Source organism: Pelomonas sp. KK5 (assembly GCF_001984095.1).
Classification (GTDB): domain Bacteria; phylum Pseudomonadota; class Gammaproteobacteria; order Burkholderiales; family Burkholderiaceae_C; genus KK5.
On record NZ_LYVQ01000038.1, the window covers coordinates 1 to 13,759 of the forward strand.

Consider the following 13,759-nt stretch of genomic DNA (forward strand, 5'->3'; position numbering starts at 1 on the left):
GCGCAGATCGACCTGTTCGCCGCGCCACCGTCGGCGCCGGTGGCCGCAGAGCCGAGTGCGCTGGACCAGGCGATGCAGCAAGTGGACCCCGATGCCCTCTCTCCGCGGGAGGCACTGGACCTGGTGTACAAGCTCAAGAAGCTCGCCTCCTCGTAAGTTTTCATGACCGGCACCATCGTCTTCTCCCACGCCAACGGCTTCCCCGCCGGCTGCTATCGCGTGCTCTTCGAGACCTGGGAGAAGGCGGGCTGGCGCGTCCACGCCCTGCCCTGCTTCGGCCACGACCCGGCCTACCCGGTCACCAGCAACTGGCGCCACCTGCGCGACCAGCTGATCCGCTTCATCGACCAGGACGTGAGGCCCGAGGGCAAGGTGATGCTGGCCGGCCACTCGCTCGGCGGCATCTTGAGCCTGCTCGCCGCCTGCAAGCGCCCGGACCTCACCGAAGGCCTGCTGCTGCTGGACAGCCCGATCGTCAGCGGCTGGAAGGCCCACAGCATCCAGGTGATGAAGGCGACCCGGCTGATGAACCGCGTCTCGCCCGGCAAGATTTCCGCGCAGCGTCGCCATGTCTGGCCGAGCCGCGAGGCCGTCCACGAGCACTTCGCCGCCAAGCACAAGTTCGCCCGTTGGGACCCACGCGTGCTGGCCGACTACATCGCCAGCGGCTTCGAGGAGCGCGAGGACGGCAAGACCCACCTGCTGTTCCGCCGCGAGGTCGAGACCCGCATCTACGACACATTGCCCCACCACCTTGACACGCTGCTGAAGCGCCATCCGCCGCAATGCCCGGTGGGCTTCGTGGCGGGCACGCAGTCGGAGGAACTGCGCCAGGCGGGCGCGGCTGCGTCCAAGGCCCTGGCGCGGCGGCACTTCGTCTGGATGGAGGGCTCGCACCTCTATCCCTTCGAGCGGCCGGACGATACGGCGGCGCTCGCCCTGCAGATGTTCGAGGCCTTCCGTGCGGATTCGCAATTAGGAAAAGCGACCTCGCTATAATCGTAATTTCCCACCACAGCGTCATCGCGACGATGGCGCTGCAAGACCAATGACCAAGTACGTCTTCGTCACCGGCGGTGTGGTGTCCTCTCTCGGCAAGGGCATCGCGTCGGCCTCTCTGGCTGCCATCCTCGAATCGCGCGGCCTCAAAGTCACCCTCATCAAGCTCGATCCGTACATCAACGTCGACCCCGGCACGATGTCCCCGTTCCAGCATGGCGAGGTGTTCGTCACCGACGACGGCGCAGAGACGGACCTCGACCTCGGCCACTACGAGCGCTTCATCACCACGCGGATGAAGAAGAGCAACAACTTCACCACCGGCCAGATCTACATGTCGGTGCTGGAGAAGGAACGCCGCGGCGACTATCTCGGCAAGACCGTGCAGGTGATCCCGCACATCACCGGCGAGATGCAGGAGTTCATCCGACGCGGCGCGAGCCACGGCACGCCCGAGGCGGTCGATGTCGCGATCGTCGAGATCGGCGGCACCGTCGGCGACATCGAATCGCTGCCCTTCCTCGAAGCCGCGCGCCAGATGAGCCTGAAGATGGGGCCGACCAACGTCGCCTTCGTCCACCTGACCTATGTGCCCTGGATCGCCGCCGCCGGCGAGCTCAAGACCAAGCCGACCCAGCACACCGTGCAGAAGCTGCGCGAGATCGGCATCCAGCCGGACGCGCTGATCTGCCGCGCCGACCGCCGCGTGCCCGACGACGAGCGCGAGAAGATCTCGCTGTTCACGAACGTGCCCGAGTACGGCGTGATCTCGATGTGGGACGTCAACACGATCTACAAGGTGCCGCGCGTGCTGCACGAGCAGGGCCTGGACCAGCTGATCTGCACCAAGCTGCAGCTCAACACCAAGTCCACCGACCTGAAGCGCTGGGACAAGCTGGTGCACGAGGTCGAGAACCCCGCCCGCACCGTCACCATCGCGATGGCCGGCAAATACACCGACCTGTCCGACTCCTACAAGTCGCTCAACGAGGCGCTGCGCCACGCCGGCATCCACAACCACGCCGGCGTCAAGATCGAGTACGTGGACTCCGAGATGCTGAACGCCGACAACATCGGCCAGCTGGAGCAGTACGACGCGGTGCTGGTGCCCGGCGGCTTCGGCAAGCGCGGCGTCGAGGGCAAGATCCTCGCCGCCCAGTTCGCCCGCGAGCACAAGATCCCCTACCTGGGCATCTGCCTGGGCATGCAGGTCGCGACGATCGAGTACGCCCGCCACATGGCCGGCCTCGACGGTGCCAACTCGACCGAGTTCGACCCGCAGTCCAAGCACCCGGTGATCGCGCTGATCGACGAGTGGCAGGACGCCGACGGCACGATCCAGAAGCGCGACGAGAAGAGCGACCTCGGCGGCACGATGCGCCTGGGCGCGCAGAGCTCCGACGTCAAGCCCGGCACGCTGGCCCACGGCATTTACGGCCCGGTCGTCACCGAGCGCCACCGCCACCGCTACGAGGCCAACGAGCATTACCTGGACCGCCTGCAGCAGGCCGGCCTGGTGATCTCCGCGATCACGCAGCGCGAGAAGCTGACCGAGATGGTCGAGCTGCCCACCAGCGTCCACCCCTGGTACGTCGGCGTGCAGTTCCACCCCGAGTTCAAGTCCACGCCCTGGGACGGCCACCCGCTGTTCACGGCCTTCATCAAGGCGGCGCTGGAGCACAAGGCCGAGCACGCGCAAGGCCAGGGAGCCTAACGATGAAGCTGTGCGGATTCGACGTCGGCATCGACAAGCCCTTCTTCCTGATCGCCGGCACCTGCTCGATCGAAGGGATGGAGATCACGCTGGACGTGGCCGGCCGCCTGAAGGAAGCCTGTTCGTCCCTCGGCATCCCGCTTATCTACAAGGGCTCCTTCGACAAGGCCAACCGCTCGTCCGGCACGACCAAGCGCGGCCTCGGCATGGAGGCGGGCCTGAAGATCCTCGACGAGGTCCGCCGCGTGCACGGCCTGCCGATCCTGACCGACGTCCATGAGGCCTCGCAGGTGGCCGAGGTCGCCAGCGTCGTCGACGTGCTGCAGACGCCAGCCTTCCTGTGCCGCCAGACCGACTTCATCCGCGCCGTGGCGCAGTCGGGCAAGCCGGTCAACATCAAGAAGGGCCAGTTCCTCGCGCCCTGGGACATGAAGAACGTCATCGACAAGGCCCGCGCCGCTGCCACGGAAGTGGGCCTGCCCGAGGACAGCTTCCTGGCCTGCGAACGCGGCGTCAGCTTCGGCTACAACAACCTCGTTGCCGACATGACGAGCCTCGCCGAGATGCGCAACTCCGGCGCGCCGGTGGTGTTCGACGTGACCCACTCGGTGCAGAAGCCGGGCGGCCTCGGCGGCAGCAGCGGCGGCGCGCGCGAGATGGTGCCGGTGCTGGCCCGCGCGGGCGTGGGCGTCGGCGTGGCGGGCCTCTTCATGGAGACTCACCCGAACCCGGCCGAGGCCTTCAGCGACGGTCCTAACGCCGTGCCTCTGCGGCATATGAAGACCTTGCTGGAACAGCTCGTGGCGCTGGATCGCGTGGTCAAGCAGCAGCCTTTGCTCGAGAACGACTTTTCCTGCTGAGAGCGACACGATGGCCGCCTTCATCATCGCCGACGTCACCGTCACCGATCCTGAACAGATGGCCAAGTACCGCGAGTGGAGCACCCGCGCGATGCAGGAGCACGGCGCCGAGGTGCAGGTGCGCGGCGGCGCCGTCGAGGTGCTGGAAGGCGACTGGCACCCCACCCGCCTGGTCGTGCTGAAGTTCGCCGACCACGCGGCCGCCCGGGCCTTCTACGATTCCGAGACCTATCGCCACGCCCGCACGCTGCGCGAAAACGCCGGCGTGATGCGCATGCTGATCGTCAACGGTGTTTGAACTTCTTGTTCAGCGCCCGTAACAAAAACGCGGCACGATGTGGGCCGCACGGATTTGCAACCTCCTGGAGACTTGAAGAATGAGCGCAATCGTTGACATCGTCGGCCGAGAGATCCTCGACAGCCGCGGCAACCCGACCGTCGAATGCGACGTGCTGCTGGAAAGCGGCGTGATGGGCCGCGCTGCCGTCCCCTCGGGCGCCTCGACCGGCTCGCGCGAAGCGATCGAGCTGCGCGACGGCGACAAGAGCCGCTACCTGGGCAAGGGCGTGCTGAAGGCCGTCGAGCACATCAACACCGAGATCTCCGAGGCCGTGCTGGGCCTGGACGCCTCCGAGCAGGCCTTCCTGGACAAGACCCTGATCGACCTGGACGGCACCGAGAACAAGAGCCGCCTGGGCGCCAACGCGATGCTGGCCGTCTCGATGGCCGTGGCCCGCGCCGCCGCCGAGGAATCCGGCCTGCCGCTGTACCGCTACTTCGGCGGCATGAACGGCTGCCAGCTGCCGGTGCCGATGATGAACGTCATCAACGGCGGCGAGCACGCCAACAACAACCTCGACCTGCAGGAGCTGATGATCATCCCCGTGGGCGCGCCTTCGTTCCGCGAAGCGCTGCGCTGGGGCGCCGAGGTCTTCCACGCGCTGAAGAAGATCCTCAACGACAAGCACATCAGCACCGCCGTCGGCGACGAGGGCGGCTTCGCCCCCAGCGTCGAGAACCATGAAGCCGCGATCCAGATGATCCTGGAAGCGATCGACAAGGCCGGCTACACCGCCGGCGAGCAGATCGCCCTGGGCCTGGACTGCGCCGCCAGCGAGTTCTACAAGGACGGTAAGTACGTGCTGGAAGGCGAAGGCGGCATCTCGCTGGATTCGCAGCAGTGGACCGACATGCTGGCCAGCTGGGTGGACAAGTACCCGATCCTCTCGATCGAGGACGGCATGGCCGAAGGCGACTGGGACGGCTGGAAGATCCTGACCGACCGCCTGGGCAAGAACGTGCAGATCGTCGGCGACGACCTCTTCGTCACCAACACCAAGATCCTGCAGGAAGGCATCGAGAAGGGCATCGCCAACTCGATCCTGATCAAGATCAACCAGATCGGCACGCTGACCGAGACCTTCGCCGCCATCGAGATGGCCAAGCGCGCCGGCTACACCGCCGTCGTGTCGCACCGCTCGGGCGAGACGGAAGACTCGACCATCTCCGACATCGCCGTCGGCCTGAACGCCGGCCAGATCAAGACCGGTTCGCTGAGCCGCTCGGACCGCATGGCCAAGTACAACCAGCTGCTGCGCATCGAGGAAGACCTGGGCGACATCGCCGTCTACCCGGGCCGCGCCGCGTTCTACAACCTCAAGTAAGCGTGATGAGGAAGCCGCAGCCGGGAGGCTGCGGCTAAACTCCCGCCCGTGCGCACGCTGACCGTCATCCTCCTGCTCGTGCTTGCCGGCTTCCAGGCCTCGCTCTGGTTCGGCAAGGGCAGCCTGCCGCGCGGCGTGGCGCTGCGCGCCGAGCTGGCGCAGGCCGAGGCCGCGAACCTGCAGGCACGTGCCCGCAATGCGCAGCTGCAGGCCGAACTGCGCGACCTGCGCGAAGGCCTGGAAATGGTCGAGGAAAAGGCCCGCTCCGAGCTGCGCATGGTCAAGCCCGACGAGATCTTCGTCCAGATCACCCGCTGACCGACATGCTCGACGGCCTGCTGCAATGGGTGGGCATGCCCGCCTTCGAACTGCTGGGCAGCCCGATCACCTGGACCGAGGTGATCGCCTTCGTTCTGTCGATCTGGATGGTCGTCTGCAATATGCGGGTCAACGTGCTGGCCTGGCCGCTGGCGCTGGTCGCCTCGCTGCTGTACTTCCTGCTGTTCTGGAGCGGCAAGCTCTATGGCGAGGCCTCGCTGCAGCTGCTGTTCGCGGCGCTGGCGCTGTGGGGCTGGTGGCAGTGGCTGCGCGGCACCGATGACCACGGTGATGCCCTGCATGTGCGGCGGCTCGACCGGCAAGGCCTGACCCTCGCGCTCCTCGCCACGCTCGTCGCCTGGCCGCTGCTGGGCCTGTTCCTGAAGCACCAGACCGACTCCCCGCTGCCCTACTGGGACGCCTTCCCCACCGTCGCCAGCCTGCTCGGCCAATGGCTGCTGGGCCGCAAGTACCAGGAGAACTGGAGCGTGTGGGTGCTGGTCAACACGGTCAGCGTGGCGCTGTTCGCGTTCAAGGGCTATTGGCTGACGGTCGTGCTGTACGCGGTGTTCATCCCGATGTCGGTGGCCGGCTGGCGGGCCTGGCAGCGGCAGCTGGCGCCGGCATGAAGATCGCCATCGTCGGCGCGGAGAGCACCGGCAAGACGGTGCTGGCGCAGGCGCTGGCGGCGCAGTTGGCCGAAGCCACCGGCCTTTCCTGCATCGCCGTGCCCGAGCTGCTGCGCGGCTGGTGCGAGCGCGAGGCCCGCACGCCGCGGCCCGACGAGCAGGCCGGCATCGCTGCCGAGCAGGCCGCCGCCATCGATGCGGCCGAGCGCGATCACGACATCGTCATCTGCGACACCACGCCGCTGATGACGGCCATCTACAGCGAGTACATCTTCAACGACCGCTCGCTGATCGAACAAGGCCAGGCCTTCCACCGCCGCTGCGACATCACGCTGCTGACGGCGCTGGACATCGAGTGGGAATTCGACGGCCTGCAGCGGGAAGGCCCGCACGTACGGCCACCGATCGACGCATTGATCCGCAAGGCGCTGCTGGACGGCGGCCTCGGCTGGTCGCTCATCAGCGGCCGCGGCCAGGCCCGCACCGACGCCGCGCTGAATGCGATCACGCCCCTGCTGGCCCGCCCGGGCAACGGCCTCTTCAGCCGGCTTCAGCAGCGTCAGGCCGCCCTGCCCGCCTGGACCTGGCCTTGCGATTGCGACGTCCCCGAATGCGAACACGCGACATTCCGGCGTCACAATCCATCCGATGAAAAGAACCGTTAGCGCGCTTCTGGCTCTCTGCCTCGCCGCCTGCGCCACCGCGCCGCAGTCCCCGGTCGAGCTGCGCATCCTGGCGCTCAACGACTTCCACGGCAACCTGCAGCCGCCTGCCGAAGGCTTCAAGGACAGGAGCCGCAACATCACCGTGCAGTCCGGCGGCGCGGCCTGGCTGGCCAGCGCGGTGCGCGAGCAGCGCGCCGGCCATCCGAACCACATCTTCGTCGCCGCCGGCGACCTGATGGGCGCGAGCCCGCTGCTGTCCGCGCTGTTCAACGACGAGCCGACGATCGAGGCGCTGGGCGCGATGGACCTGGCGATCTCCTCGGTCGGCAACCACGAGTTCGACCGCGGCGCCGACGAGCTGCTGCGCCGCCAGTACGGCGGCTGCCATCCGAAGACCGGCTGCCAGGGCGGCCATGAATTCAAGGGCGCGAGCTATCACTACCTGGCCGCCAGCACCGTCGTCGAGGCCACCGGCAAGACGCTGCTGCCCGCCTACGAGATCCGCCGCTTCGAGGGCATCCCGGTCGGCTTCATCGGCCTGACGCTGAAGGGCACGCCCGGCATCGTCACGCCCAGCGGCGTGGCCGGCCTGCGCTTCGACGACGAGGCCGAGACGGTCAACCGCCTGGTGCCGCAACTGCGCGCGCAAGGCGTCGAGGCGATCGTCGTGCTGATCCACGAAGGCGGCTTCCCGACCGGCAGCTACAACGAATGCCCGGCCATCTCCGGCGCCATCGTGGACATCGTCAAGAAGCTGGACAAGGCGGTGGACCTGGTCGTCAGCGGCCATACGCACATGGCCTACAACTGCCGCATCGACGGGCGGCTCGTGACCAGCGCGGACAAGTACGGCAATGTGCTGACGGCCATCGACCTGAAGCTCGATCGCAAGACCGGCGACGTGATCTCGGCCCAGGCGGAGAACATGATCGTCGACCACGCCCGCTTCCAGCCCGACCCGGCCGTGCAGCAGCTGATCGCCGGCTATGACCAGCGCTCGGCCCCGCTGGTGCAGCGCGTGATCGGCCACATCAGCCAGACGCTGACCCGCGAGCAGGATGCCGCCGGTGCCACCACGATGGGCCAGCTGATCGCCGATGCCCAGCTCGTCGCCACCGCCGGCGATGCGCAGATCGCCATCACCAATATCGGCGGCGTGCGCTCGGAGCTGAGCTTCAGGAACGGCGGCGCGGTCAGCTACGGCGATGCCTTCACCGTCCAGCCCTTCTACAACAACCTGGTCACGCTGACGCTCAGCGGCGCGCAGCTGCGCCAGGCGCTGGAGCAGCAGTGGCTGGACCAGCCGAAGTTCCGGCCGCTGCAGGTCTCGCGCGGCTTCGCCTATCGCTGGGACGCCGCCAAGCCGCTCGGCCAGCGCGTGGTCGACATGCGGCTGAACGGCCAGCCCATCGCCGCGGACGCCTCGCTGCGCATCACCGTCACCACCTTCCTCGCCGCCGGCGGCGACGGCTTCAAGGCCTTCACCGAAGGCAGCGCGCGCCACACCGGCATGCAGGACATCGACGCGCTGGAGCAGTACCTGCAGTCGCAGCCGCTGACCCAGCCACCGGCGCTGGACCGAGTGGTCCGCATCAACTAACGGGTTACTTGAGCAGACTGATGTAGTCCAGCAGCTGCGCCCCGCCGGCGCTGCCCAGCGGGATCAGCACCGCCTTCAGCAGCGGCTGGTCGAACAGCCCGGCGAAGGCGCCGCCGTCCATCGTCTTGACCTCGTCGATCAGGCCCTGGAAGGGCGTGGCCAGCTCGGCCAGCGGCCCCTTCTGGCCCTTGAGCCAGCGCAGGTCGGCGGTCATGTGCTCCAGCGCATGCGCCCGCGTGTTCTCGACCGCGTTCTTCAGCAGCACGCTCAGCAGGATCAGCAGCGCCAGATAGCCGCAGACGGCCAGCGCCACGGCCGGCGTCATCGACCAGTTGTCGAACACCCGGCTGCGCGCCAGCAGCAGGATGCCCAGCACGACGAAGGGCCCGATCACCAGCGGCGCGATGCGGCTGGTGCGGCGGGCCACCATCTGCATGTCGATCCAGTCGTCCAGCAGCGTGTGCAGGCCGTCGGCGGCGTTCTCGGCCGTGCGTTCGTGCGGCAGGCGCTGCATCGTGCGGCACCACAGCTGCGCGCGGCCCGCGTCGCCCAGGCCCTGGGCAAAGCGCAGCAGCGTGGCCCGCGGATAGAAGCTGCGCCCCTGGTCCAGGTGGATCACGAAGCGGTAGACCAGCAGCGTCGCGTCGGCCACCAGCACGATGGACAGCGGCAGCAGCAGCACGACCAGCGCCAGCGTGACCAGCATCAGGTGCTGGTGATAGGCGCCGCGCACCGGCAGGTCGATCAGCCGCGAGCCGCCCAGCACGCCGGCGATGTTGGCGTTGCCGCCGCTGAACACCCACCACAGGCCCAGCGCGACGATCATCGTGCCGACATAGCTCATCGCCGTGCGCGCCAGTCGCGGCCGGCCGGCGCCGCGCCAGCGGTACTCGCGCCACAGGAAGGCCACGTCGGAGGAGCCGCCCTGCGCGCGCCGCCAGCGCATCACCGAGACATGGCGCAGCCAGCTCCAGGCGCTGGCGTACTTGGGCAGCATCGGCATGGCCAGCCATTCGGTGTCCTCGTTGAGCGAGTTCATCACCTGGTCGAGGCTGAGGTCCAGCGCCCACAGGATGGCCACCACCGCCGCCAGGTGCAGCAGCTCGGTCGGCCAGGCGCTGATACCCTCGAACCAGGCGATCGTCTCGCCGCCGATCTCGTGCACGCCCTGCAGCCGCCACACCAGCGCGACGGCGCACAGGCACAGCACCAGCACCAGCAGGAAGTAGACCGCGCTGCTCAGCAGCGGCCGCCCCGGCCGCGGCGCCGGCCGGCGGCCCAGGCGCTTCAGCAGCCAGCGGGCCAGCACCAGCACCGCCGGGCTCAGTGCGAGGCCGCAGAGCACATAGGCCAGCACCGCCAGCCAGGGCTTCTCGACGAAGGCGCCCTGGCGCAGGAAGGCGACCATCATGCAGAACACGTAGACCAGCGCCAGCAGGTGCGCGCTGGCCAGCAGCATGGCGGTCTTGCGGATCGGGCGGCGGTTCTTGTCCTCGTCGAAGGCCACCATCGTGGCCCGCAGCGCGCGCAGCGAAGGCGTCGAGGGCCAGAACATCAGCGCCGTCATCAGCAGCGCCAGCAGCATGCCGGCGATCAGGCCCTGGCCGCGGTCGGCCTTGCCCGAGAGCAGGCGTGGCACCGGGCTGTCCAGCTGCACCGCCTCGCTGCGGCCGATCTCGTACAGCAGCGGCCGGGCGATGCGCCGCCGCAGGTCGTGGGCCTCGTGCTCGCGGCAGGCGGTGGACAGGCAGGCCGCCTGGCGCGCGGCCAGGTAGGTGGCGCTCTGGTAGGCATCGCGGAAGTAGGCGCTGGGCGGCTCGACGCCGGCGCCGCCGCTTTCGCGCCGCGTGGCCTGCATCTGCAGCGGCAGGCTCGTGGCCACGATCAGGTTGCGGCTGAAGGGCAGCACGCGCGGATGGAGGAAGCGCGCATCCATGTCCGTCGTGAAGAAGATGCGGTCGGCAAAGCGCTCGTGCAGCGCCTGCAGCACCAGCAGCTTGTCGTGCACGTCGAAGCCGACGACGCCGATGGCGGCGATCGGCGGCTGGCCCGGGTCGGCATCGCTGTCCACCAGCGCATCGCTCAAGCGGCGCAGGTAGTCGAGCTGGTCGCGCGCCTCGGGCCATTCGATGGCGAGGGCCGGGTCGGCCGTCGGCTTGGCGCTCGTCTGCGGCTGGGCGGGATCGCGGGCGGTGACGCCGTCGATGCCGCGGAAGTAGTAGGCCGGCTCCAGCTTGAGCCGCCAGCGCTCGCCCCGGCCTTGCGCCTCCAGGCCCGCCCGCATGTCGCCCAGCAAGCCGCGGGCATAGGCCGAGTCGCGCTCGGTGACGACGACGATGCGCCGCGGCTTGCCGCGCGGCAGGCGCAGCTTGATCTCGGCCACCAGCGCGCGGGTGAGCAATTCGTCGGTGGCGATGGTGCGAGTGAAGGAGACCGGCGTCGCGGCGCTGCCGCCTGCCGTTCCTTGCGGGTGCAGCACCTCGTCGAACTTCTGCGTCAGGAACGGTGCCATCTGCTGGCCGCCGAGCTCCGGCAGGTAGCGTTCGGACGCGGTGGACGCGGCATTCAGGAAGCGGCCGCCGGCCAGGAGCGCATAGCCCTGCTGCAGCTCGTTGCGACCGGCGTTCTCGCGCTCCACCGCCGGATCGGCCGCGCGGCAGCGGGCCGCCAGGCCCAGGCCCTGGTAGCGGCCGGGGTCGTCGCCGGCGCGGTCGAGGTCGCGCAGCGCATTGCGCAGGCCGTCGGTGGACGAGGGCCCGATGACGGCCAGCTCCGGGTCGGCCCGCGGCGCCCCGCCCTTGGGCTTGGCGCAGCTCCACTGGCCCCACAGCTGCTCCATCAGCAGGGCCAGCGCGTCGAGCTTGGGCTGCGGCAGGCCGCTCTCGTCCACCCACACCAGCATCACCCGGCGGTAGCTCGTCGCATCGGGCGCCTCGGCGTCCAGCAGCTCGAAGGGGACGTAGTAGCGCTGGTCGATGCTGCCGCCGATCTCGCGGGCATCGGTGCCGGACTGCAGCAGCCGGTGGTCCACCGACATCAGCCCCATGTGCTCGGCGTCGTCGGGCATGTAGCCGGCCGACATCAGGCCCGTCAGCACCGCATAGCGGGTGCGGCGCCGGCTCTCCTCGGCGCCGACGAAGGGATGGCCCGGCACCATCACCGCCAGCACCAGCGTGCGCTCGCTGGCCGGCGCGGCCATCCAGCGGCGCAGCAAGGACGCGCGCAGCAGGTCCGGCGCCGCGCCTTCCGAAGGTTTGGCGACCGGGCGCAGGCCCTTGCAGCGCTGCAGTTCCTCGCCGCTCTTGCCCAGCTTGCCGCAGCGCTCGTCGCGCTCGGCCTGGTAGCGGCGCATCGCGATGAAGGGGTCTTCCCACAGCCGCGCATCGACCGGCAGGTCCTTGGTGACCGGCGCCTGGGCGCGGTCCTTCTCCGGCGGGCGCAGCACGTCGAAGGCATGCGGCACCAGCTGGGTGCCGGCGATGAAGGCCAGCAGGACGGCGATGCTGGCCCAGGGGATGCGGCTCGCCGCCATGCGCTGCTCTCCCTCCTGCGCGATCGGTCGCACAAAGGGGCACGCTCGCAGATCGGCGCCGCCCGGTCAAGGCCGGCCATCCGTCAAGGGATGGAGTTATTGAACCGGGACGGTACTTCCCGTTGGCGGATGGCTGCGGCTATCCTGCGCCATGGACACCATCCGCGGCATCGTCTTCGACCTCTACGGCACACTCTGCGACGTGCATTCGGTCGCCCAGCAGTGCGAGCGCTTCTTTCCCGGCCAGGGCCAGGCCTTGAGCCAGCGCTGGCGGCAGAAGCAGCTCGAATACACCTGGCTGCGCAGCCTGATGGACCGCTACGAGGACTTCGAGCAGGTGACCGAGGACGGCCTGGTGCACAGCTGCGAACAGCTTGGCCTGGCACTGGACGAGGCCCGCCGCCGCACGCTGTGCGAGGCCTATCTGCGGCTCTCGCCCTTCCCGGAGGTGCCGGCCGCGCTGCGGGCGCTGCAGGACATGGGCCTGCCGCTGGCCATCCTGTCCAACGGCTCGCCGCGCTCGATCGACGCCGTGGTCGAACACGCCGGCCTGCGCGAGCGCTTCGCGCAGCTGATCAGCGCGGACGATGCCGCCGTCTTCAAGCCGGACCGCCGGGTCTATGCGCTGGTGGAGCAGCGGCTGGCGCTGGACCGCTCCAGCATTCTGTTCGTTTCGTCCAACGCCTGGGACGCCACCGGCGCGGGCCATTTCGGCTTCCCGACCTGCTGGGTCAACCGCCGGGGCGATGCCTTCGAGCAGATGGGCCAGCGGCCCACGCACGAGGTGCGCGGGCTGGACGAGCTGCCGGCCTTCCTACTGGACCGTGCCGCTGCCGGACACTGAGGCCGCGTTGAACAGCTGGGCCACGTCCACGCTGTCGAAGTGGTACTGCAGGCCGCAGAACTCGCAGTTGATCTCCACATTGCCGCGCTCGGCGACGACGCTGTCGATCTCCTCGCGGCCCAGGCCCTTGAGCATCGAGCCGACCCGTTCGCGCGAGCAGGTGCAGGCGAAGCTCGGGTGCTGGGGCTCGAAGCGGCGCACCGACTCCTCCCAGAACAGGCGGCGCAGGATGGTGTCGGCATCCAGCGTCAGCAGCTCTTCCGAGGTGAGCGTCGAGGCCAGCATGCTGATGCGGTTGTAGTCCTCGGACAGGCCGATCTGATCCTCGTTGCGCTCGGCGACCTCGCCTTCCTTCAGGTTGCCCTCGCCCTTGATCGGCAGGCGCTGGATCAGCAGGCCGGCGGCCACCTCGTCGTTGGCGGCCAGCACCAGCTTGGTATCCAGCTGCTCGGACTGCAGCATGTAGTGCTCCAGCACCTCGGAGAGCTTCTGCAGCGGCTCGCGGTGGTCGCCATGCAGCGGCACGACGCCCTGGTACGGCTGCTGGCCGGGGAACTTGTCCTTCGGGTCGAGCGTGATCGCGCAGCGGCCCTTGCCGTGCACGTTCAGCATCGCTTCCAGCTTCGCGCCGGCCGGCACCTCGCCGACCACCTTGGCGGTGGCACGGAACGTCAGGTCCGGCTGCACCTCGGCCACGGCCAGCTTGACCGGCCCGTCGCCGAAGATCTGCAGCACCAGCGCGCCGTTGAACTTGATGTTGGACTGCATCAGCACGCCGGCCGCGGCCATCTCGCCCAGCAGCGCGCGCAGCTCGGGCGGATGGGCGCCGACGGCCTCGCGGCGCTTGAGCACCTCCTGCCAGCCCTCGGTCAGGCGCACCAGCATGCCCCGCACCGGCAGGCCTTCGAACAGGAATTTATGGAGTTCGCTCATG

12 protein-coding genes are annotated in these 13,759 nt (G+C 68.8%); 10 read left to right on the forward strand and 2 right to left on the reverse strand.

Features of this window, described 5'->3' with window-relative positions; all coding sequences use genetic code 11:
* Positions 1–162 precede the first annotated feature (162 nt).
* The 9 genes from B0W88_RS08050 to B0W88_RS08090 all read left to right on the forward strand — a co-directional run bounded on the left by B0W88_RS08050 (position 163) and on the right by B0W88_RS08090 (position 8,449).
* Positions 163–999, forward strand: a complete 837-nt coding sequence (locus B0W88_RS08050) for an alpha/beta fold hydrolase (RefSeq protein WP_077034145.1) — start codon at positions 163–165, stop codon at positions 997–999.
* Positions 1,000–1,048: 49 nt separating this feature from the next.
* Positions 1,049–2,713 (forward strand): CTP synthase, encoded by a 1,665-nt coding sequence (locus B0W88_RS08055; protein WP_077034146.1) that lies wholly within the window; start codon positions 1,049–1,051, stop codon positions 2,711–2,713.
* Positions 2,714–2,715: 2 nt separating this feature from the next.
* The gene (kdsA, locus tag B0W88_RS08060) at positions 2,716–3,573 is read left to right on the forward strand and encodes a 3-deoxy-8-phosphooctulonate synthase (RefSeq protein WP_077034147.1); all 858 of its coding nucleotides are present in this window, start codon (positions 2,716–2,718) and stop codon (positions 3,571–3,573) included.
* Between the two features lie 10 nt (positions 3,574–3,583).
* On the forward strand, positions 3,584–3,871 hold the full coding sequence (locus tag B0W88_RS08065) for a DUF1330 domain-containing protein (RefSeq protein ID WP_077034148.1): 288 nt from the start codon (positions 3,584–3,586) through the stop codon (positions 3,869–3,871).
* A 79-nt stretch (positions 3,872–3,950) separates the two neighbouring features.
* On the forward strand, positions 3,951–5,237 hold the full coding sequence (gene eno / locus B0W88_RS08070; protein ID WP_077034149.1) for a phosphopyruvate hydratase: 1,287 nt from the start codon (positions 3,951–3,953) through the stop codon (positions 5,235–5,237).
* Positions 5,238–5,285: 48 nt separating this feature from the next.
* Complete coding sequence (locus tag B0W88_RS08075) at positions 5,286–5,555, forward strand: septum formation initiator family protein (protein ID WP_077034150.1); 270 nt, start codon at positions 5,286–5,288, stop codon at positions 5,553–5,555.
* Between the two features lie 5 nt (positions 5,556–5,560).
* Positions 5,561–6,184, forward strand: coding sequence for a nicotinamide riboside transporter PnuC (gene pnuC, locus B0W88_RS08080; protein ID WP_077034151.1), 624 nt, complete (start codon positions 5,561–5,563; stop codon positions 6,182–6,184).
* A complete protein-coding gene (locus tag B0W88_RS08085; RefSeq protein ID WP_077034152.1) occupies positions 6,181–6,849 on the forward strand; it encodes an AAA family ATPase in 669 nt (222 codons plus the stop codon). Before pnuC ends, B0W88_RS08085 begins: the two co-directional genes overlap by 4 nt.
* Positions 6,833–8,449: a bifunctional UDP-sugar hydrolase/5'-nucleotidase gene (locus tag B0W88_RS08090; RefSeq protein ID WP_077034153.1), complete on the forward strand. Its 1,617-nt coding sequence runs from the start codon at positions 6,833–6,835 to the stop codon at positions 8,447–8,449. The genes B0W88_RS08085 and B0W88_RS08090 overlap by 17 nt, the downstream gene beginning before the upstream one ends.
* 4 nt (positions 8,450–8,453) lie before the next feature.
* Here B0W88_RS08090 and B0W88_RS08095 read toward each other — a convergent pair whose 3' ends face one another.
* Positions 8,454–11,981, reverse strand: coding sequence for a hypothetical protein (locus B0W88_RS08095; RefSeq protein WP_077034154.1), 3,528 nt, complete (start codon positions 11,979–11,981; stop codon positions 8,454–8,456).
* Positions 11,982–12,132: 151 nt separating this feature from the next.
* On the opposite strand from B0W88_RS08095, the gene B0W88_RS08100 reads away from it, so the two are divergent.
* Positions 12,133–12,825, forward strand: coding sequence for a haloacid dehalogenase type II (locus B0W88_RS08100; protein ID WP_077034155.1), 693 nt, complete (start codon positions 12,133–12,135; stop codon positions 12,823–12,825).
* Here the strand turns inward: B0W88_RS08100 and B0W88_RS08105 are convergent.
* Positions 12,796–13,758, reverse strand: a complete 963-nt coding sequence (locus B0W88_RS08105; RefSeq protein WP_077034156.1) for an Hsp33 family molecular chaperone HslO — start codon at positions 13,756–13,758, stop codon at positions 12,796–12,798. The two genes, B0W88_RS08100 and B0W88_RS08105, sit on opposite strands and share 30 nt — an antisense overlap.
* Between the last annotated feature and the right edge of the window lies 1 nt (position 13,759).